General features: G+C 44.1%; 17 protein-coding genes. All 17 read right to left on the bottom strand.

Going from position 1 to position 20874, the window contains the following annotated elements; all coding sequences use genetic code 11:
* Positions 1 to 12 precede the first annotated feature (12 nt).
* Positions 13 to 1557: a peptide chain release factor 3 gene (locus FKX92_RS10020; protein WP_149566228.1), complete on the bottom strand. Its 1545-nt coding sequence runs from the start codon at positions 1555 to 1557 to the stop codon at positions 13 to 15.
* Positions 1558 to 1993: 436 nt separating this feature from the next.
* On the bottom strand, positions 1994 to 2680 hold the full coding sequence (locus FKX92_RS10010; RefSeq protein ID WP_149566227.1) for a YwaF family protein: 687 nt from the start codon (positions 2678 to 2680) through the stop codon (positions 1994 to 1996).
* A gap of 18 nt (positions 2681 to 2698) precedes the next feature.
* Positions 2699 to 3385, bottom strand: a complete 687-nt coding sequence (locus tag FKX92_RS10005) for a YwaF family protein (protein ID WP_149566226.1) — start codon at positions 3383 to 3385, stop codon at positions 2699 to 2701.
* Between the two features lie 107 nt (positions 3386 to 3492).
* On the bottom strand, positions 3493 to 4104 hold the full coding sequence (locus FKX92_RS10000; RefSeq protein ID WP_149566225.1) for an NUDIX hydrolase N-terminal domain-containing protein: 612 nt from the start codon (positions 4102 to 4104) through the stop codon (positions 3493 to 3495).
* A complete protein-coding gene (locus FKX92_RS09995; protein ID WP_149566224.1) occupies positions 4094 to 5464 on the bottom strand; it encodes a UDP-N-acetylmuramoyl-tripeptide--D-alanyl-D-alanine ligase in 1371 nt (456 codons plus the stop codon). The genes FKX92_RS10000 and FKX92_RS09995 overlap by 11 nt, the downstream gene beginning before the upstream one ends.
* A gap of 75 nt (positions 5465 to 5539) precedes the next feature.
* The gene (locus FKX92_RS09990) at positions 5540 to 6586 is read right to left on the bottom strand and encodes a D-alanine--D-alanine ligase (RefSeq protein ID WP_187759421.1); all 1047 of its coding nucleotides are present in this window, start codon (positions 6584 to 6586) and stop codon (positions 5540 to 5542) included.
* A gap of 218 nt (positions 6587 to 6804) precedes the next feature.
* Entirely contained in the window at positions 6805 to 7401 is a 597-nt protein-coding gene (gene recR / locus FKX92_RS09985; RefSeq protein WP_002900872.1) for a recombination mediator RecR, read from the bottom strand.
* Between the two features lie 104 nt (positions 7402 to 7505).
* Positions 7506 to 9572, bottom strand: a complete 2067-nt coding sequence (gene pbp2b, locus FKX92_RS09980; protein WP_149566222.1) for a penicillin-binding protein PBP2B — start codon at positions 9570 to 9572, stop codon at positions 7506 to 7508.
* Positions 9573 to 9781: 209 nt separating this feature from the next.
* Entirely contained in the window at positions 9782 to 10474 is a 693-nt protein-coding gene (locus tag FKX92_RS09975; protein WP_002896114.1) for a phosphoglycerate mutase, read from the bottom strand.
* 149 nt (positions 10475 to 10623) lie between these two features.
* Positions 10624 to 11370: a hypothetical protein gene (locus FKX92_RS09970; RefSeq protein ID WP_002921900.1), complete on the bottom strand. Its 747-nt coding sequence runs from the start codon at positions 11368 to 11370 to the stop codon at positions 10624 to 10626.
* A 465-nt stretch (positions 11371 to 11835) separates the two neighbouring features.
* Positions 11836 to 12279 carry a Fur family transcriptional regulator gene (locus FKX92_RS09965; RefSeq protein ID WP_002896119.1) on the bottom strand — a complete coding sequence of 148 codons (444 nt, stop codon included), beginning with the start codon at positions 12277 to 12279 and terminating at the stop codon, positions 11836 to 11838.
* A 202-nt stretch (positions 12280 to 12481) separates the two neighbouring features.
* Positions 12482 to 12802, bottom strand: a complete 321-nt coding sequence (locus tag FKX92_RS09960; protein ID WP_149566221.1) for a hypothetical protein — start codon at positions 12800 to 12802, stop codon at positions 12482 to 12484.
* A 218-nt stretch (positions 12803 to 13020) separates the two neighbouring features.
* Complete coding sequence (locus FKX92_RS09955; protein ID WP_149566220.1) at positions 13021 to 16596, bottom strand: LPXTG-anchored SHIRT domain periscope protein; 3576 nt, start codon at positions 16594 to 16596, stop codon at positions 13021 to 13023.
* Between the two features lie 332 nt (positions 16597 to 16928).
* The gene (locus FKX92_RS09950) at positions 16929 to 17204 is read right to left on the bottom strand and encodes an HU family DNA-binding protein (protein WP_002896125.1); all 276 of its coding nucleotides are present in this window, start codon (positions 17202 to 17204) and stop codon (positions 16929 to 16931) included.
* A 112-nt stretch (positions 17205 to 17316) separates the two neighbouring features.
* Complete coding sequence (locus FKX92_RS09945) at positions 17317 to 18150, bottom strand: DegV family protein (protein ID WP_004191928.1); 834 nt, start codon at positions 18148 to 18150, stop codon at positions 17317 to 17319.
* Positions 18151 to 18432: 282 nt separating this feature from the next.
* Positions 18433 to 19161: a metallophosphoesterase gene (locus FKX92_RS09940; RefSeq protein ID WP_149566219.1), complete on the bottom strand. Its 729-nt coding sequence runs from the start codon at positions 19159 to 19161 to the stop codon at positions 18433 to 18435.
* Positions 19162 to 19213: 52 nt separating this feature from the next.
* Positions 19214 to 20872 carry a DNA repair protein RecN gene (gene recN, locus FKX92_RS09935; RefSeq protein ID WP_149566218.1) on the bottom strand — a complete coding sequence of 553 codons (1659 nt, stop codon included), beginning with the start codon at positions 20870 to 20872 and terminating at the stop codon, positions 19214 to 19216.
* Positions 20873 to 20874 lie beyond the last annotated feature (2 nt).

Raw genomic sequence — 20874 nt, 5'->3', positions numbered from 1 at the left:
AATCTTAGTACGTTACATCTTCTCTTCCAATTTAACATCTGGATATTTGTCCGCGAACCAGCGCAGGGCAAAGTCGTTTTCAAAGAGGAAGACTGGCTGATCAAAACGGTCTTTAGCTAGGATGTTACGGCTAGAAGACATGCGCTCGTCTAAGTCATCTGGCGAAATCCAACGGACAGTCTTTTTGCCCATAGGATTCATGACCACTTCAGCATTGTATTCATTTTCCATGCGGTGCTTGAAGACCTCAAACTGGAGCTGACCGACAGCGCCCAGCATGTACTCGCCCGTCTGATAGTTGGTATAAAGCTGGATGGCTCCTTCTTGCACCAGCTGCTCAATCCCCTTATGGAAGGATTTTTGCTTCATGACATTCTTGGCTGAAACCTTCATAAAGATCTCTGGAGTAAAGGTTGGCAGAGGCTCAAATTCAAACTTATTCTTGCCTACAGTCAAGGTATCACCGACCTGATAAGTCCCTGTATCATAAACCCCAATAATATCACCAGCTACAGCATTGGTCACATTTTCCCGACTCTCAGCCATAAACTGGGTAACATTGGATAGCTTGGCAGACTTGCCAGTACGTGGCAGATTGACACTCATACCGCGCTCAAACTCGCCAGAAACGATACGAACAAAGGCGATACGGTCGCGGTGGCGCGGGTCCATATTGGCCTGAATTTTAAAGACAAAGCCTGAGAAGTCTGGGCTGAGTGGCTCGACTACCTCGCCATCTGTCTTCTTATGACCATGCGGTTCCGGAGCAAACTTGAGGAAGGTTTCCAGGAAAGTCTGGACGCCAAAGTTGGTCAGGGCTGAGCCAAAGAAAACAGGTGTCAGCTTACCTGCCAAAATCGCTGCTTCTGAGAATTCATTTCCAGCTTCGCTCAAGAGCTCAATGTCTTCCTTAACTTGCTCATAGAAAGGGTTAGAAGCAAACAGTTGATCGCCTTCTGCCAGAGTTGCAAAGCGCTCCTCGCCCTTATAAAGTTCCAGGCGCTCATTGTAGAGGTCATAAAGACCTTCAAAGCTCTTGCCCATGCCAATCGGCCAATTCATCGGGTAGCTGGCAATGCCCAAAATATCTTCTAGTTCTTCTAACAAATCCAAGGGCTCGCGACCATCACGATCCAGCTTATTCATAAAAGTGAAGACTGGAATACCACGATGCTTAACAACCTCAAAGAGCTTCTTGGTCTGGGCCTCAATACCCTTAGCCGAGTCAATAACCATGACCGCAGCATCCACCGCCATCAAGGTCCGATAAGTATCTTCTGAGAAGTCCTCATGCCCCGGCGTATCCAGGATATTGACCCGCTTGCCATCGTAGTCAAACTGCATGACAGAGGAAGTCACTGAAATCCCCCGCTGTTTCTCGATATCCATCCAGTCAGACTTGGCAAAATTACCCGTCTTTTTCCCCTTGACTGTCCCAGCTTCACGAATCTCGCCCCCAAAATAGAGCAACTGCTCCGTGATGGTCGTTTTCCCCGCGTCCGGGTGGGAGATAATGGCAAAGGTCCGGCGTTTCTTAATTTCTTTTTGTAAAGTCATCTTCTTCTCTTTCTTTCATTTAGGATAATAGTAAATCTTAGTATTTGTTTTTTTATTTTACATCGGAGTTTTTCAATCCTTTCAACCTACCTATTATAGCGGATTTAGCGCTTTTTTTCAATTATCTAAAGAAGATAAAAATCGCCTTTTCGAGCGATTCTATTCTCCTATGTCAATGAAATTTCCTTTAAACCCTGACAATGGCACAAATTGCAAAGATTGAGTTCAAATCCAGTAAATGGAGTAGGCGCTTTTTCTGGTTTCCAGCTCTTCTTTCTCTTCAGATGTCACAGAAGCGTCTAGTTGAACCAGCTTAAAGAGTTGATCGACAAACAGTCCATTTGTCACTAGAAGCAAAGCAAGTCATGATAAAACTCTCTAATTTAAGAAAACTCCTGCCACATTAACTTGACAGGACTTGTAAACTTGAGATGAATTAACTGCGAACCAGACTTAACTGCTTTTTCCACCGTTTCTTAAACAATATATCAAAGAGAACCAGGGCCAGAGAAAGGATGACCGACACAAGAAGGTACTTTATCCATAGGGGGGCATCAGGGATGAAAGGCGGACTTTTTAGCAGACCGTAATTACCTCCCGTCACTTGATTAACGCCGACTAGGAAAAGATTGAGTCCAAAGGTGTAGGCTACAATCATATATTTCTTGAGCAGACTCTTGTCGTAGTGATTCATCAGATAAATCAGGGAATTAACCAAGAGGGCATAGTGCCCAATCAGGAAAGAGAAACTGGTAATATGCGGGAAATCATAGGGGTCAAAGACTGGATAGCCCAAGGCAAAGACCGCTCCGCTGGCTCCTAATAGAGCAAAATACTGCTTACTGCGCCATTTGTCTGGCAGAAAAACCACCGCAAACATAGCCAGGCGGCAATGATAAAAAGGCAAACTGTTGGTAAAGGGAATCCGAAAACCAAAATACCAGCTATAAAGCATCAGCAGTTGAGCAATCTGAATCCACTTAAAAGCCTTGACAAAACGCGGATTATCATGGTATTTGAGCGAACTCCAAATAGACAGCAAGACCAGAGCAATCATCACAGCATACCATAAAATCGAGATGGGCGGTGCCACCGTTTTTGTCGTAGTTAAAAAATCTTTCATAAATCCTCCATGAGATGATTAGGTTAGAGTGACTGTCTTGGTCTGCTCCACGCGCTTAAAAATGTCAGAAACCAAGCAAACTGCTGCACTTAAGACAATTGAGACAAGCAGATAATTGAGCAGGAGTCCGTGATTGCCAACAAGCGGCGGATCTGTAAGAAATCCATAAGAACCCTTTGTCAACATATTGATAACAAACAAAAAAGCATTCATCAGAAAGGTCGTCCACACCACTCGCTGCCAGCTCATAGAGAAAGTATGATAATATCTGAAAAGATAAATCAAACAATTTCCCAAGAGCGCTAGATGGCCGATGATAAAGGACAAAATAGTGATATGGGGAAAAGGATAAGGATCAAAAATCGGATAAATAAAGGCTACAATCGAGCCAAAAGTCCCCAAAAGAGCAAAATAGAATTTATACACTGAGCGATTAGGCAGAAACATCAAGGCAAACATGGCCATTCTACAATGATAAAAAGGCAGACTCTCTGACAGCGGGGCAGCAGTCAGCATATACCAAGAGTAGAGGCCTATCAGCTGACAAGCTTGCATCCCGACAAATAGCTGCTGGTAAGGCTTCCGATTGTAGTAGCGATAGGAAAGCCAGATAATCGCAAAGACCAGCCCCAAAAGAACAAAATACCAAAGTCCCAGTTGAGGCGGTTCGGTTTTATAGGTTGTAAACATATCTCTTATTCCCATCTCCTAGGTTCCATTCTAATATAAGGTTTGAACAAGACTCAGTCTGCCTGTTGTTGCAATAATTTCTAGCTTTTTCAGACAAAAAGCATCCCCAGAAACTTACTTCACTAATCCAAATACTGTTCCCTATCTCCTTGATAAATCTCCCAAAGGATTTTCAACTGTTCTTTTGTCGTCCGTTTAGAAGATAATTCTGGTAAAGATTGGATATCAAAGAAAGCTAACTCTTCTATTTCTGTATTAGGCTGAAAATCTCCATCCTCTATCTGACACTCGAAGACCAGTTTAGCATATTGCTTACTCTGAAATTGAAATTTATTAGTATCAAAAATTGCAAGCAGACGAGAAACTGAAACATTAAATCCCGTTTCTTCTTGGACTTCCTTGACGATATTTTCCTTAGGAGATAGGCCGACTTCACAAAAGCCGCCTGGTAAAGCCCAAGTTTTCTCATTTTTACCCTTGACTAAACAGACTTTTCCGTCTCGAACCAGTAAGGCGCGGACATCAATCAAGGGAGTGGCATAAAAATCCGTTGGGCGCAACAGCTCTGCCAATTCTTTCCCATCCAAATCTGACCAATCAGCCAGAAGGTGTCCCAAAAGCTGACGGAGTTCTAAGTAACGCTCTCGATCAAATTCATCACGACTAAATGCCAGTCCAGTCTCTGTAATAGAAAGGAGACGTTGAATGGTTTTTGCAATTTCTTTAGTTTCCATCTTCCAAGTCCTCTACCAGCTTAGCCAGATTCATGGAATTGCTGCCTTTGAGAAGGATTTGGTCGGCAGGAGTAAGCTTCTCTCTGACAGCTTTGGTCAGCTGTTCAAACTGGTCTTTCTCGTCATTTTTGATAAAGTAATGGACCTTGCCTAGCGGGTAAATCTCCTTGGCATAGTCATAGAGAGCTTCCATGTCCTGTCCATAAAGGAAAAGGTCGGTCACAATTTCTGGATTGAGGCTGGTAATCATAGAGCCATGCATGGACTTAGAGTCCGCTCCCAGCTCTTTCATATCCGCCAGCACCGCTAATTTTCGTCCGCCTGGATTAGCCGGAATGGTCGAGAAGGTCTCAAGAATCAAGCGCATGGCTGTTGGATTGGCATTGTAGACATCCGATAGGATATCTGCGCCATTACCAGCTTTCTTCCACTCCGTTCGATTGCGGGTCAGCTCTAGCTCAGAAAAGGCTTGAGCAATAGCCACCTCAGATACCCCCTCCTGCAGAGCCGCATAGGCTGCAATCATAGCGTTGGTTGCATTGTACTTGCCGGTCACAGGCAGGTCAATCCTTTGCTCTAAAAAGTTACATTCAAAGCTCAAGCTGTCCTTGCGCTCTTCCAGACACGTCAGGAAGATATCCGCATCAGGACCAAAGCGAACTAGTTTGCAGTCTGCTGGCAGAAATTCATTGACAATCTTATCTGCCGGAACAATCAAGAGGCCATCTTTTTTCAAACCGTCCGCAATCTGCATCTTGCCTTGGGCAATCTCAGCTCGGCTGCCAAAAAATTCCAGATGGGCTTCTCCGACCAGAGTTACAATGCCCGTCTTAGGTTTGGCAAGTTCAGACAGGAGATGGATATCCCCCAAGTGGTCCTGCCCCATTTCTAAGACAAGTTTCTCTGTGTCCTCAGGCATATGAAGAACCGTATAAGGCAGACCGATTTCATTGTTGTAATTGCCCTGGGTCTTATAGGTCTTGTAAGTGGTTGCTAGTAGTTGAGCCATCATATCCTTGGTTGTCGTTTTGCCGTTGGAACCTGTCACTGCCAGCACATCCACCTGCATCTTTTCCAGATAATACTGGGCCAAGCGCTGAAAGGCTGTCAGGACATCATCGACCAAGAGATAAGCCCCCTCTGTCACTGGACGCTCAGATAGGGTAGCGGCCGCTCCCTGAGCAAAGGCTGTTGGGATAAAGTCATGGCCGTCACGCGCGCCCTTAAGTGGCACAAAAAGATCACCCGACTCAATCAAGCGGCTGTCAAACTCCGCATTTCTAAGCGCGACATTTTCAAACTGAGTCACATCATTTTTCGCAGATAGGACTTCTGCGATTTCATATAAATATAATTTCATACTTCTTCCTCGTTTTTCGGTTTGCTCGCAAAAAGAAAGGACCGAAAATTTTCAGCCCCTCTATTATATCATATTTTAGAGAAGATGCGCCTCTCTCTTAGCAAATGCCTCTTCAGCTAGGCCAACTAGTTTCTCAATCAAGTCAGGATAGGCCAGCCCCATATTTTCCCAAAGCAATGGATACATAGACCACTGGGTAAAACCTGGCATGGTATTGAGCTCATTAAGGAAGACCTGACCATCTTCTGCATAGAAGAAATCACAGCGGGACAGCCCCAGACCGCCCAGAGCTCGGAAAGCGGCCTCTGCATTTTGACGCATCAGGCTCACCACTTCTTCTGGAATCTTGGCCGGAATATCCATGGTAATTTTATTATCAATGTATTTGGCTTCGTAGTCATAGAAAGCCACGTCCTTGACCACTTCTCCGGGCAGGGTACTCTTGACATCAACATTGCCCAGAAGCCCAACCTCAATCTCGCGAGCCGTCACTCCTTGTTCGACCAGTACCCGGCTGTCATATTTGAAAGCCAGGTCCAGAGAAGCACGCAGTTCTGCTCGGTTCTCCGATTTAGAAATGCCGACACTGGAGCCCATATTGGAAGGTTTGGTGAAGACTGGATAGGTCAATTTCTCCTCGATTTCCTGGATTTTTTGCTCTAGATCCTCTCCATCGACCAGCGCCACATAAGGCACTTGGGCAATGCCTGCCGATTCCAGCACTCGCTTGGTCGTGATTTTATCCATGGCTAGGCTAGAAGACAAAATATTACAGCCGACATAAGGCATTTTGAGTACTTCTAGGAAACCTTGAATAGAACCATCTTCGCCCATAGGACCATGCAAGACTGGAAAGACCACTGCTCCTTCTTCGTAAATGTCGCTAGGCTTAATCTTCCGAGACATGTCCACCGTGGCATTAGTCATCAACTTCTCATCAGCCGCCGGCGTTGCTTCAAATTCCTGAGTTTGGATAAAATCTCCGTCCTTGGTGATGAAGTAAGTCTTCACCGAGAATCTATCATAATTGACAGCCCGCATGACGCTCTCAGCTGATAAAACCGAAACTTCCCGCTCTGCACTGCGTCCGCCATACAATAAAATCAATCTTAGTTTTGCCATGATTTTTCCTATCATTTTCTAAAAATAGTACAATTTACAAAAGCTGCCAGCCCGAGAAGAATCAAGTTCAAAAGCTTGGTTTTGCATCTACCTAGCTAGTCGATTCTTCTAAGCAGGAGCTTCTGTATCAGTCCGTTTTAGTATATCACAATTCCCAGCATTTTTGAACAGAAAAAAGGACTCTTCCAGCCAGCTAGAGCCAGAAAAATCCTTGATGTTTATAATTCCGTCCGATTTTCGATAGCGCGAATCAGCGTAACCTCGTCCGCATATTCAATGTCGGAGCCAACCGCCAAACCACGCGCTAGACGAGTCACCTTAATCCCAGCGGGCTTCAAAACCCGTGAGATATACATGGAAGTCGCTTCGCCATCCGCAGTCGCATTGGTCGCGACGATAACTTCCGTCACTTCACTATCCATCAAACGAGTAATCAGACTCTTGAGATTGATGTCATCCGGTCCAACGCCATTCATAGGTGAAATCAAGCCATGCAAGACATGATAAAGTCCGTGGTATTCCTGAATATTTTCCATGGCAGATACATCCCGACTGTCCTCAACGATCAAAATAGTCGATTGATCGCGCGACTGGTCTTGGCAGATAGCACAAGGATCTTCATCCGTCAGGTTGCCGCAGACAGAGCAGTAGCTCAGCTCACGCTTAGCAGCCAGCAGATTCTTGGCAAATTCATTGACATCGTCATCGCTCATGCCAATGGTGTAAAAAGCCAGTCGAGTGGCTGTTTTGACGCCAATGCCGGGCAGCTTTGAAAAACTGTCAATCAGCTTGGCAATAGGAGTTGGGTAAAGCATAAAATCCTTTCTCTATTCTCAAAAAATCTCCTCAAACCAGATTACTCTACTTGAGCACTGACAGCTCTTAGCTTTCTCCGTTTGCTGATGATTTTCATTAAGCACTAATTCATAGGGTGTTGTTGGTTGTAAAGATTGATAATATCGCGAGTGATACTGTGGCTGACAGTAGAAGATAGGTTCGTATTGTGAGGGAACACCACCGCCACCGCAATCTGCGGCTTCTCACTCGGTGCATAGGACACGACATTGGTATTGATGGCTTCTTTCTTGCCCTTGTCCACAAAGGTCTCAGCCGTACCAGTCTTGGCACTGATTGGCACGCTCTCTCCCTGGGAAATGGTTCGACCAGTCGTAAAGCCACTGCTGCCATGAACCACTTGATAGAAGCCTTGCTTGATAATGCTCATATCCTCGTCAGAGATATTGACCTGGTTCAGCTCCTTGGTATCAATTTTCTGCACCAAATCACCTAGTCCTCCTTGGTCACTGTTGCCGTAAATGCCTTCAACGATATGCGGAGCCACACGCTTGCCATTATTAGCTACTGTTGAGGCATACTGGGCCAGCTGAAGCGTTGTATAGTTGTCAAACTGGCCGAACGAATTGGTCAAATAGTTGGCAAAGGTAAACTTGTCTGGAAGATAGCCTGTGGACTCATTTGGCAAATCAATCCCTGTCGAAGTGCCCAGACCATACTCCGCAAAAGTCGACCGCAGCTTTTTCATGGACGAATCCAGCTCATCAAAATCCAGCTTCATATCCGCTGAGTAAGGCGTTCCCATCATCTTCAGCGCCACCTGCACCATATAGGTATTGGAAGAGTATTCCAAGGCCTCTTGGGCTGTGATAGCACGTGAACCATACTGGGTGAACCAAGAAGTTATACTGTCTGTACCGCCAAAGCTAATCGGCTGGTCTGTCAGGACTTGGTTGCCGCTAATGGCATTATTCTCCCAGCCCGAGGTCAATGTTGCAGCCTTGACAACAGATCCCGGAACAAAGACATTAGTCATGGTCCCCAGAGCATCGATTGAGCTTTCTCCTGTTTCCAGGTCGTGCCGGATGCCTGCCATAGCCAAGACGGCGCCAGTATTGGGATCCATAGCTACGGCATAGACACCCTCAGAGTAAGTCGCATTGCCACTAGCCAACTCCGCATTAAAGGCATTTTTGAGAATGTCCTCCACTCCCTGCTGGAAGCTCAAGTCTACCGTCAGCTTGAGATTGTCGCCCTTACTGCCGTCAGAGATATTTTCCACACTCTCCATATTACCATTTTTATCTAGATGAATCTCCTTCTCAGCTCGCTTGCCTTGCAAGACTGACTCATATTGCTTTTCCAGATAGGAGGTCCCCACCCGGTCATTGAGAGAGTAGCCTTTTTTCAGGTAATCATCCACTTCCTCAGCCGGAAGTCCAGTCTTTTCTGTCGAGATATTACCCACGATAGAAGCCAGCGAGGTATCCAAGACTTTGCGATCCCAGCCCGTTGAAACACTGATACCTGGCAGCTCTTTGCTGCTGGAAGCCAGTACAGCCACCTGCTCTGTTGTCAGCGGATCTGTCTGGATGGTTCCCGTCGCAAAGTTGGAAATGGCATTCATCTGACTAAAGAGAACGATGGCCTTCTTTTCCTCATCCGTATAGCCCAGCTGCTTAGGGTCAATGCTCTCAGCTGCCGCTTTATAGATTTTGGACTCAGGCAAGCGGTTGCCGTCTGTATCAAATTTCTTGTCCTTGGGCAGTTTTTCCACCACTTCCTGATAGACTGCGCTGTCCGCCAAATAATAGTCCACCTCTTGGCGATCTGTCACCTCTGTATCGCTGACACTGACATAGGTCAAAAGCTTTTGAGCTGTCGCTCGAATCTCACCAGCCGTCAGACGATTATCCCGTGTATAGGTCACCACCTGCTTGGTCGTATTTTCCACCAAGGGCTTGCCGGTAGCATCATAAATCTGCCCACGCACTGAGCTAGTGGTAATCTTGGTCTTGCTGGCCTTGGCCAACTTATCCGTATAAAAGTCCTGATTGACCACCTGCATATAGCCCAGACGAGCAATCAAGGCTAAAAACAAAAACATCACGATTCCAAACAGCAGATAAAGTCTTCTGGTGATGGAATGACTGTCAAATTTTCTCTTCTTCCTTGCCATTTTCTCTCTCATTCTAGTAAAAGTTCTGACCTTTATTTTACCATAAATCCAGCTTGATGAATGTTTCAAAACTGATAGAAAATCTGAAAATGTGGACGAGTTAAGAGGAAGTCTGTCAAACTGCTGAACAGAAAAGACTTACTAGCTAGGCTTCCAGCAAGCCTCGTTTTTCCTCTCTGGAAAAGCAAAGAACCTGAGAATAATCTCAGATTCCTTTAAACTTATTTTCCAAGGTAGTATTCTTTTACTACATTCAATTTTTCGTCAAATTCGAATACCAATGGTGGGAAGTTTGGAATTTCCACGTCCATGATTTCATCGTCAGACAATTGTTTGATGTGCTTCACAAGGGCACGGATAGAGTTACCGTGTGCACCTACAAAGACATTTTTGCCATCTTTTAAAGCTGGAGCAATCTTGTCTTCCCAGAATGGAAGGGCACGCTCAAGCGTAACTTTCAAGTTTTCAGCATCTGGAATAACTGAGTCGTCAAGTGAAGCGTAACGACGGTCAGTGTGTGCTGAGTACTCATCATCACGTGGCATTGCTGGAGGCAATACATCGTATGAACGACGCCAGATGTGAACTTGTTCATCACCAAATTGCTCAGCTGCTTCTGCCTTGTTTTTACCAGTCAGGCCACCATAGTGACGCTCGTTCAAACGCCATGATTTTTCAACTGGTACCCAAAGCTGATCAGCCGCTTCCAAAGCAAGGTTAGTTGTCTTAATCGCACGCTTCAAAACTGAAGTGTAAGCTTGGTCAAACTCGATACCAGCTTCTTTAATCAGTTTACCAGCGTCGATTGCTTGCTGAGTACCTTTTTCAGACAAGTCAACATCAGCCCAACCAGTGAAAAGGTTAGCTTTGTTCCATTCAGACTCACCGTGGCGAGCAAAAACTAATTTTACCATTAGATGGATTCTCCTTTTATTTTCCGAGGCAGTCCCCGTTTATCTATTCTATTTTACAAAATTTTCGCCTAAAAAGCTAGCCTATTTCGTCAAATCAGACGTTTTTCAGCAAGAAAGCGCTTTTGTATTTCCTAGCAGAAACCTTTGCCTTAGCACCCGCCAGACAGATAAGCCTCATTAGCTTCCTTGAGCCACCAAGTCCGCCGCCTGTCTATCAACTGATAAATAAGCAGTAAGGCAGATACAATCCATATGGAGAGCATATTGACAAAGATGAAAAGTTCTACACCTTTAGCATGCTGGGCCTGAGTTAACTGGCTATGTTTACCTATAAAGACATCTCCTTCAACCCCATAAATCTTTGGCATAATAATATTAATAAAGCAAATAACAGCGATAAAAGTAACAAGCCGAACAGGCCAAGAATAAAGGATTTTATGAAAACGCTCAAATCCTAAAGAAAAAGTAGAGAAACGTTTAAAGCGTTCTTTGCCCATAAAAAAGATGAATAAAGGAATGTAGCCTTCATAAGTGAAGCTAATCATTGTAGGCGTATGACGGCTAGCAATGAAAAAGCTAGAAAAGCCGTAATCTCCAGTGGTTAAAATCCAACGGCTTAAAAATTCTGGAAGAAAAATAGCTGGTATCACAAACAAAGCTGCTGAAAATTCCCTTCCAAATCTTACGCTCCATACTCGCTGCATCTTCTCCCGTATCAGGTGCAGACGTGCTTTGTCCGCGCCTTTCTTAGGAAAATTCTCTTTTATGAGTTGACCGCAGGAAGGACAAATAGGATAGCCCGCCTCATCCTCAAAGAGAAGATGACGGCATTCCAAAAGAGGCGATTCATCACTGTCTGACAACTCATCCAGCCATTTCTTTCTCCACCAGAACATAAGACCTCCTAAAAATCTAACCTACCCACAAAGTAATACCCCTTAAAGATTTCGATACTACAGACTTATGACGAATTTACCTATATTGTAAATCCTTCAGAACTCTTTGAATCTCTTTGTACAAGGCTTTATTCTGCTTTCATTATATCAAAAGAGAATTGGCCTGTAAAATAATAGCATAAGTATATAAGGGGTTGTACTTAAAATATCTGATCTTGCTAAGTGCTGTACTTGACTAGGTATCAACGTCTCTAGCTCAGATGATATCCTGCGAACAAGCCTCGCTAAAACACATAGAAAAAGGCTAAGAGACATAAATTCTAGCCTTTCTTTTTATTAGAAATAGAATCTTGACGCAGTAGCTGATTGCTCAAGTACTGCTTTGAAGTTGCAGATTGAATTTACGAAGCGAGTCACAACTTTGTTCGTCTTTAGGCTCCAAAAAGCTCCTAATCATCCTCGCAGTCATACCGCCTCCTGCTGGCATTGGGGGCATAGACCATAGACAGTCGTTTGGCTTTGGGTGATGTGGTAGCCAGTCTGCACTTCAGCCTCATGCTTCACATCAGGAAGTTCCAGCTCCATATCAGCGATACGACCGCATTTTTCACAGATGACATTGAGATGCTGATGGCCCATAAAGTCAAAGTAGGTCGTCGTATCATTGCGAACCTTGAGCTCAGCGACAAAGCCTTCATCAATCAGAACCTTGAGATTATTGTAGACTGTTGCCAGACTCATATTAGGAAAATTGGGCTTTAAGTCCTGATATATCATTTCAGCGCTAGGATGGTCGTGACTTTGGATAATATAGTCAATTACCGCCTTCCGCGTTTCTGTAATGCGCACACCCTTGGCGCGTAAATGGCCAATTACTTGGTCAAAGTCATGCTGATGTTCTTGTTTCATTATTTACTCCGTTATAGCCTCTCATCTAAGTCATTACCATTATACCATGACTAGGCTTACTTGGCTATTAAGAATGATTGTAAATAAGCTAAAAAGAAAAAGCAGGACACAACTAACCAAAGTTCATCATCCTGCTTCTGCATGATTGCTTATCCATTTAAGGCAATGCAAGCTTTAAACTAGTATTTTTTCAATCCTCGCTCTATGCTTGGAATCTCTTCAAGCTTGCTAAATAAAGGGAACCGCCTATGATAGAAAGAATAGCACCAATCCAGCCCAAGAAGTTATTAAAGGTAAAAATTCCACCTACAATCATCAAGATAGAGCCTGCTGGTCCCACACGATTGTCATCCTTATAGTAGACAATACCAGCAATTCCCAAAGCTAGGATTGCAATTTTCAGGATGTCAAATACACCTAGCATAAAATAAATAACCCAAATGAAGAATGGCCACAAAAGTAGAATAATACCACCAATAAGTCCAACAAGTCCATTTACGATTGCTAATGTTTTTGTCTTCATCAACAGTCTCCTTTGTATAATTTTTTACTAAAATAATTTACCATACTTACTAGAAAAATACAAGCTTATTTTTAATTTTATGAAAAATTCAAGCATTTGACTGCTTATAATGCTTATCTTTCCCTGAAAAATAAAAAGCCTGTTATTCCCAACAAAAGTTGAGACAACAGACTTTTCATATATTCTAGATTTTCAAAGCTTTTTACTGAAGCTTAATCTTAGTCACGCTGACGTTTGGTCAAGCCAACTGCTCCTCCAAAAGTCAAGAATCCAAGAATCAGCATCCAGACAGATGTATCTTGGCCGGTCTTAGGCAGAATTCGTTTCTTGCCAATCTCTTTAACTTGAGCATCTACAAGCAAGCGATTGGTTACATTCATACCTTCAGCTTGATTGCTGTAGCCTTCCACTTCGTCCTCGCGGACACTATAGACGATTTCTTTTCCATCCTTGAAGCGAGGCAGGTTTTCAAAGCTGTATTTCCAGCCCATCGCCTCATCAACAGTTACGCTGATGCCTGTATCATGTCCATCTGCAAGTAAGTGAACAAGGACACTCTGTGGTCGGAGACCTGCACCGTTATCATTGTCAATCCAGATCACACTGCCAGTAAGCGTAGTCGAGTCAGCTGCAAAAGTCCAAGTACCGACAAAGTGAACATCTGCACCATTAATAGTTGCTTCGTTCTTGTCATATGACTGGAAGCTCCAGCTGCCATCTGCTGTCTTCACTTCCGTCTTGACTGGTTGTGTTGGAGTGGTCTTAGTGCCGTCTGACAAATCAGATTTATCTCTTGGAAGCAAAGCTTTCACTTCTTGTGGAAGTTCCTTACCTGCTGTGCCACTGACAAATTCATGTGTAGCCTTGTAAGTTGGTGCTGGGCTAGGCTTCGCTGCAAACGTCCAAGTTCCAACAAATTTAGCGTCTGCACCATTAATGGTTGCTTCGTTCTTGTCATATGACTGGAAGCTCCAGGTGCCATCAGATGTTTCAACTTCTGTCTTGACTGGCTGGGTTGGAGTGGTCTTGCTACCGTCTTCCAAATCAGATTTATCTCTTGGAAGCAAAGCTTTCACTTCTTGTGGCAATTCTTTACCTGCTGTGCCACTGACGAACTCATGAGTAGCTTTGTAGGTTAGTGCTGGACTAGGCTTCGCCACAAATGTCCAAGTTCCAACAAATTTAGCATCTGCTCCATTAATAGTTGCTTCGTTCTTGTCATATGACTGGAAGCTCCAGGTGCCATCAGATGTTTCAACTTCTGCCTTCACTGGCTGCGTTGGAGTGGTCTTAGTGCCGTCTGCCAAATCAGATTTATCAGTTGGAAGGAAAGCTTTCACTTCTTGCGGTAATTCCTTACCTGCTGTGCCGCTGACAAATTCATATGTAGCCTTGTAAGTTGATGACGGAGTTGCTGTGAATTCCCATGTACCAACAAAGTGAGCGTCCGCTCCGTTGATAGTCTCTTCTGTCTTGTCGTAAGACTTAAAGGTCCATGTACCGTCGGCGGTTTTCACTTCTGTACTAGATGGCTGGGTTGGAGTTGCCTTAGTGCCATTTGCCAAATCAGGCTTATCGGCTGGAAGTAAATCCCTCACTGCTTGTGGCAGTTCTTTACCTGCTGTGCCACTAACGAATTCGTGAGTAGCCTTATAGGTTGGCGCTGGAGTAAAGTCCCAAGTGCCGACGAACTCCACATCTGCTCCATTGATGGTCTCTTCCGCTTTATCGTAAGACTTAAAGGTCCAAGTGCCATCAGCGGTCTTCACTTCTGTCTTCACTGGCTGCGTTGAAGTAGCTCTCGTACCGTCGGCCAAATCAGGCTTGTCGGATGGAAGCAAATCCTTCACTGCTTGTGGTAAGTCTTTACCAGCTGTACCACTAACAAACTCGTGGGTAGCCTTATAGGTTGGCGCTGGTGTAAAGTCCCAAGTGCCGACAAAGTGAGCGTCCGCTCCATTGATAGTTTCTTCAGCCTTATCGTAAGACTTGAAGATCCAAGTGCCATCAGCGGTCTTCACTTCCGTCTTGACTGGTTGTGTTGGAGTAGCCTTGGTGCCATCTGCCAAATCAGATTTATCGCTTGGAAGCAAAGCTTTCACTGCTTGTGGCAATTCCTTACCTGCTGTACCACTGACGAACTCATGGGTCACCTTATAAGTTGGCGCTGGTGTAAAGTCCCATGTTCCAACAAAGTGTGCATCCGCTCCATTAATCGTCTCTTCTATCTTGTCGTAAGACTTGAAGGTCCATGTGCCATCTGCCGTCTGCACTTCCGTCTTAGCCGGTTGTGTCGGGGTGGTCTTAGTACCATTCTCCAGATTCTTTTCTGTTTCTGGTGTTAGGTCTTTGATTTCCTGCGGGAGTTCCTTACCAGCAGTACCACTGACAAATTCATGTTTCTTTTCATAGAGCAAGTCAGTAGTAACTTGATTAGATGGTGCTGAAAGATTATCTACTTTTAAAATCACTGTATTTGTAATCGTTGCAGCACCCTTTTCTGCTACCTTTTGATTAGTTGCAGTCTTGTAGGTAATGACAATATCCTGAGAAGAATTTGCTTTAACATACTCCGGTGTCATCTTGACCGTAACGGTCTGGCCTTTCTTTTCAATCGTGTAATCACGACCTTCCTGCAAGGCATTACCGCCAGCCTCAACCTTGAGCTCCTTGTAATCCAGACGCTCATCAAAGGTTTCAGTCATCTCAATAGTAGTCGGGGTAGCCAAAATATCCTTACCAGGAACTGGAATCTTGAAGGTTCCCTTATAAGTCACCTCTTGACCTTCCTTAGCTGGAATCTTAACTGGATCCACTTCTAAGACTGGCTTGGGATCAACTTTTTCAATATAAAGACCAAAGACTGCCGAGCAAGCTTCTGTTGATAAATAACCGAAATTCAATGTGTTATCTGCAGAACGAACGGCCAAACCAGAGATGTTGTTTTCATTAGCAGCACCGCTAGTTGAAGTCGTCGCTTCCCAAATTGTCCGACCGCTCTGATCTGTTTGATTCAAAGCATTTGCATTGTTCATCAAGCGCTTATCAACAGCGTTTTTATAATCATTAATATAGAAAGACTCTTTTAGACCAAAGCCGTCAACTACATCAATGTCAGTCGGTTTCATAACCAACTTCAAATCTGTATCCGAACCATCCGCATAGCGTAGCTCTGCTGTAACATCAGCCTCCACCCAGAAAGCTTTGTTCATAATGTTATTATGGGCAGCATCCACATATGGGATATTCCCAATCTCAAAAGCGCTTCTTTCCCACAACTCTGAAATAGAGAAAAATTCAACTGCATTTTTTTGAGCATCATTCATCTGAGCTTCTGCTGTAGATGAGTTCAGATAGTGGAGTATTACCTTATTAAAAGTCAGATAGGCATCTACTTGTTTTCCATAAGCTGTTCCCACATTAGAAAACTTAAGAGAAAGCGGCTTATTAAAGATCTGATCTGCTTTTTGAGACTTGTCTACCTTAATGGTAAAATTTTCCATTTCTCCAGGATAAACCGCTCCCAGATACTCATAGTTTGGATTAGTCAGATGAACCTGTTCAATCGCCTCTGACTTAGAAAGAACACTGACATTGTTAACATTCAAGTCAAACTTATGAATATTCAACTTGGACAAATCCGTTCCATCCTTCAGCTCCTCCAAGGCAGACAATGTCTGCATGGGGAGTAGAAAGATTGAAAAAAGCACGACAAACAATCCCATCAGCAGGCGAAATTTGCTGCCATAAGGATTAACAGGGCGCAGTGAGCCCTGAAGTGGTTTCCATTTCATTTCTTACCTCCTAAACTTTTTCAATGATCTCGCAATCATTACACAAAAAGAAATGCTCCCTTCATTTTATCATAAACACCTATGATTTAAAAGCACTTTTGCTAAAATTTTAAACTTTTTATTTTAAGTCTTTAAAAATGTTTATCTCTTATCATTTTCTTTTGTTTAGAGACAAATTCTTTCACTTTACTGCAAAGAAAAAACTCCAAGAAAGTTCATAAATCAACTTTCTCGAAGCACCTAAATCTTTTATTAAGCTCAAGAATTGAGAGCAAAAAGAAAAACCTGACATACTCGCCAGAGGCAAGTGTATCAGGCTTTATTAACCAAAATTATTTTACAGCGTCTTTAAGAGCTTTACCTGCTTTGAAAGCTGGTACTTTAGAAGCTGCGATTTTGATTTCTTTACCAGTTTGTGGGTTGCGACCTTTACGTGCTGCACGCTCACGAACTTCAAAGTTACCAAAACCGATAAGTTGAACTTTTTCACCTTTTGAAAGGTACTCAGTTACAGCTGCGAATACAGCGTCAACTGCTGCTGCTGAATCTTTTTTAGTCAATTCTGTAGCTTCTGCTACTTTTGCGATCAAATCTTGTTTGTTAGCCATTTAACAAATCCTCCAAATTTTTTCTGGGTTAATAACCCTAACAAATATTATCATATCTAAAAAAAGCATTCAGGTCAAGTACTAAACCGCTATTTTCTAAATTATTATGGTTTTATTCGTAACGAATCAGCACAGCCCAAGCATTTTCCCCAGTATGCGTCTGAATAATGGACCCTGTTTCCAGCACTGAAATAGGTTTCTTGACATACGGCTGTAAACTTTCCTTCATTTCTAGTGCCAATTCTGGACTGCCTGCATAGGAAATTCCAATTTCAGCTACTTGTTTGTTTTGAAGACTTACTGTCAAATCATCCAGCCATTTCTTAAAGGTCTTAGCGCCCCTTCCCTTGACAATGGGCTCCAGCTGATGGTCCTTCATTTGCATGATGACACGAATATTGAGCAGGGAGCTAATCAGACCGGAAACTCGGCCAATACGGCCTCCTTTAACCAGATTTTCTAAGGTAGAGAGACCGATATAGAGTTCTGTCTTTTCCTTTACTTCCTCGATTTTGGCTAGAATCTCCTCTAGGCTAGCTCCTTCTTTGGCCAGTTTAGCTGCTTCGGTAACCTGGAACTTCATAGCCTGATCAGTAAAAGAGCTGTCAACAACCGTCACATCAGCATTAGCCAGAGTCGCTCCCTGACGGGCCGCTTCAACAGTTCCCGACAAGGCATGAGACATGTGAACGGAGATAATCTGTGCTCCATCCTCTGCCAAGCGCTCAAAAACATCAGCAAAGACTCCGACAGGCGGCTGACTGGTTTTAGGAAGATTGCGACTAGACTGCATAAGACGAAGGAACTCACCTTCCTCTAGGTCTGCATCCGAATAGACCACCCCGTCCACCATAACAGAGAGAGGCACAATAGTAATATCTAATTCCTTAGCAACCTCCGGTTCAATGGTTACGGATGAGTCTGTTACGATTTTTATTTTTGTCATAGATTTCCTACTCTGTATCTAAAATTTAACTTATTATTACACTACATTATACCAAATTTTTATGGTTTTGTGGGGGAATATTCGCTAAAATCACAGCTCAGACCAAGCGTTTCCTAAATTTAATCTGCTTGTTTTAGTTTTTTAATCTTTTTGCGCTTCTTTAAAATTAGATGAAAAAGTGTTTACATGCAGCTTTTTTAGCTTTATTGGGGAAAATTTGGGGAAAAAGCTGGTTTTCAAAGAGAAACTCAGCAAAAAAAGATTGGATTATCCCAATCTTTTTCAGTCTTCGGCTATCAAACCATCATTTTTTATGGCGTACTGCTCTATGATGCCATTATGACCAAAGACAACTCCGTGGAGTACTCCTCCATAGACAGCTCCGCCATCCATTCCAATCTTGCCATCCTCAGTCATCCATAGCTGATCAGTTCCCTGTGCCTTATGCAAGAGGTAAAATGTCGGTGTATGGCCAAAGACAATCGTTTTGCCAGTCTGATTACTGCCTTCGTGAAAAGGAGCGCGAATCCAAACTTTTTGATAATCACTGGTTTCTCGCCAGTCTTTCAGCTCCAAATCTAGGCCAGCATGGACAAAAACGTACTGCTCTGTCTCCAATAGGAAAGGCATCTGACGAATAAAGTCGACTAAATCTGCCGCCTCCGTCTTGACATGTTCCGCGTCTGCTAGTCCATATACAGGAGCATTGAGAGGCCGGCCTAAAAGCGAATTAATCGTCGTATCTCCGCCATTGCGTCGGTAGTGGTCATAAGACTTTTCAGGATTGTCCAGCCAAGTCAGAAACATATACTCGTGATTGCCAGAAAGGCAGATAGCTCCTTTCTGATCCACTAAATCCTTGACCCGCTCCAAAACCGCTCGGCTGTCCTCGCCACGATCTATCAAGTCGCCTAGAAAGACTAGTTGGCTACGACCGTCCCAGTGCTGGAGCAGCTCATCTAGCATACTAGCCTTGCCATGGACATCACCGATTGCAAAATATTCTGTCATACGCGCCACCTTCTAAAGGAGACCGAAACACTAGTGTCTCAGCCTCGCTTGTTTATTTTTTTAATAATTCTCTAGCCTGAGTCAAGGCAGCCTCTGTCACATCTTCGCCAGCCAGCATCTTAGCGACTTCCTGAACACGCTCATCAGCCGTCAGCAGGCGAACCGTTGAGACGGTCGAATTCTCATCCGAAATCTTCTCAATAAAGAACTGATAATCGGCAATCGCAATGACCTGCGGCAGATGGGAAATAGCCAAGACTTGGCCATTGGAGCCAATCTTGTGAATCTTCTGAGCAATAGCCTGAGCCACTCGGCCAGAAACACCCGTATCCACTTCATCAAAGACAATGCTGGTCTTGCCTTCCTTACGAGAAAAAGCAGACTTGATTGCCAACATGAGACGGGAGAGCTCGCCGCCAGACGCAACTTTCACCAAAGGTTTGAAATCCTCGCCTGGATTTGCCGAGATGTAAAACTCTACTTGTTCATTGCCTTCACGGTTGAACTTGCCCTTACTGAACTGCACTTTAAAGCACGCCTTCTCCATGTAGAGGTCCTGCAGCTCTTGCTTGATTTCTGCTTCCAGCTGGGCTGCTAGTCCGTGACGAGCCTGACTAAGCTCCTGGGCCAGCTCTACCAGCTCTCTCTCCAAGGCCTTCAGCTCTCGGTCCATATCCTCTGAGGACAAGTTACTTCCAGTTAAAAGGCTGTATTCTTTGGAAATCTGAGCAAAGTAATCCAACACATCATCTACCTGACCGCCGTATTTACGTGTGATGCTGTTAATCAAGTCTAAGCGACTCTCCACCTGCAGCAGCCGATCTCCGTCAAAATCCAGTCCATCTAAAATGTCCTCTAGGCGCTTGCTGACATCTTCCAAGACATAATAAGTCTCCGACAAGCTGCCGGAAAGCTCCTTGTAGGCTGGATCGTAATCCTCGATAGACTCAAGGTCATTCATAGCTGAGCGGACATTGGTCAGACTGGAAAAGTCTTCATTATCCAGCATGGTATAGGCGTTCGTCAGCGTATCGGCAATGAGCTTGTGATTGAGCAAGCGATCCCGCTCCTGATGCAGGGCAGTATCTTCACCACTTTTGAGGGCTGCGCTCTCAATCTCCGCCATCTGAAACTCCAGCATCTCAATTCTGGCCTTATGCTCCTGCTGATTTTTCTGCAAAGTCAGGACTTGCTTGCGCAGGCTTCGATAGCGGTCAAAGGTTTCCTGATAGCGGCCTTTGAGATTTAAAAAGTCTGCTGTTCCAAACTCGTCTAACATAGCAATATGAAGCTGGGGTCTCATCAGTTCTTCCTGATCGTGCTGGCCATGGATATCCACCAAATGCTGGCCGACAGCCTTTAGAACAGACAGATTAACCATCTGGCCATTGATACGGCTGACACTGCGGCCGTTTTGCAGAATTTCTCGACGGATAATCAGCTCGTCGGTCAACTCCCAGCCCTGCTCCTCAAAAATCTCTCGCAAAGCTCTGCTATTTTCCAGCGAAAAAAGTCCCTCTATCTCAGCTTTGGGTGCCCCATGACGAATAACATCCGTCGTAGCACGGCTGCCCAGCATCATGTTCATCGCGTCAATAATAATAGACTTGCCGGCTCCGGTTTCCCCGGTCAAAACCGTCATTCCTTGCTCAAAATTAAGGGATATCTCCTCAATAATGGCAAAATTTTTAATCGAAATTTCTAATAACATAG

The sequence above is a fragment of the Streptococcus sanguinis genome, assembly GCF_008329445.1.
GTDB classification, from domain to species: domain Bacteria; phylum Bacillota; class Bacilli; order Lactobacillales; family Streptococcaceae; genus Streptococcus; species Streptococcus sanguinis_O.
The sequence above is the reverse complement of the archived record's forward strand: the minus strand, read 5'-3'. Positions and strand labels throughout refer to the sequence as shown.

Bases quoted from the DNA above. Each gene is read 5' to 3' on its own strand.
- FKX92_RS10020 (WP_149566228.1), bottom strand. From the start codon at position 1,557: ATGACTTTACAAAAAGAAATTAAGAAACGCCGGACCTTTGCCATTATC.
- FKX92_RS10010 (WP_149566227.1), bottom strand. From the start codon at position 2,680: ATGAAAGATTTTTTAACTACGACAAAAACGGTGGCACCGCCCATCTCG.
- FKX92_RS10005 (WP_149566226.1), bottom strand. From the start codon at position 3,385: ATGGGAATAAGAGATATGTTTACAACCTATAAAACCGAACCGCCTCAA.
- FKX92_RS10000 (WP_149566225.1), bottom strand. From the start codon at position 4,104: ATGGAAACTAAAGAAATTGCAAAAACCATTCAACGTCTCCTTTCTATT.
- FKX92_RS09995 (WP_149566224.1), bottom strand. From the start codon at position 5,464: ATGAAATTATATTTATATGAAATCGCAGAAGTCCTATCTGCGAAAAAT.
- FKX92_RS09990 (WP_187759421.1), bottom strand. From the start codon at position 6,586: ATGGCAAAACTAAGATTGATTTTATTGTATGGCGGACGCAGTGCAGAG.
- recR (WP_002900872.1), bottom strand. From the start codon at position 7,401: ATGCTTTACCCAACTCCTATTGCCAAGCTGATTGACAGTTTTTCAAAG.
- pbp2b (WP_149566222.1), bottom strand. From the start codon at position 9,572: ATGAGAGAGAAAATGGCAAGGAAGAAGAGAAAATTTGACAGTCATTCC.
- FKX92_RS09975 (WP_002896114.1), bottom strand. From the start codon at position 10,474: ATGGTAAAATTAGTTTTTGCTCGCCACGGTGAGTCTGAATGGAACAAA.
- FKX92_RS09970 (WP_002921900.1), bottom strand. From the start codon at position 11,370: ATGTTCTGGTGGAGAAAGAAATGGCTGGATGAGTTGTCAGACAGTGAT.
- FKX92_RS09965 (WP_002896119.1), bottom strand. From the start codon at position 12,279: ATGAAACAAGAACATCAGCATGACTTTGACCAAGTAATTGGCCATTTA.
- FKX92_RS09960 (WP_149566221.1), bottom strand. From the start codon at position 12,802: ATGAAGACAAAAACATTAGCAATCGTAAATGGACTTGTTGGACTTATT.
- FKX92_RS09955 (WP_149566220.1), bottom strand. From the start codon at position 16,596: ATGAAATGGAAACCACTTCAGGGCTCACTGCGCCCTGTTAATCCTTAT.
- FKX92_RS09950 (WP_002896125.1), bottom strand. From the start codon at position 17,204: ATGGCTAACAAACAAGATTTGATCGCAAAAGTAGCAGAAGCTACAGAA.
- FKX92_RS09945 (WP_004191928.1), bottom strand. From the start codon at position 18,150: ATGACAAAAATAAAAATCGTAACAGACTCATCCGTAACCATTGAACCG.
- FKX92_RS09940 (WP_149566219.1), bottom strand. From the start codon at position 19,161: ATGACAGAATATTTTGCAATCGGTGATGTCCATGGCAAGGCTAGTATG.
- recN (WP_149566218.1), bottom strand. From the start codon at position 20,872: ATGTTATTAGAAATTTCGATTAAAAATTTTGCCATTATTGAGGAGATA.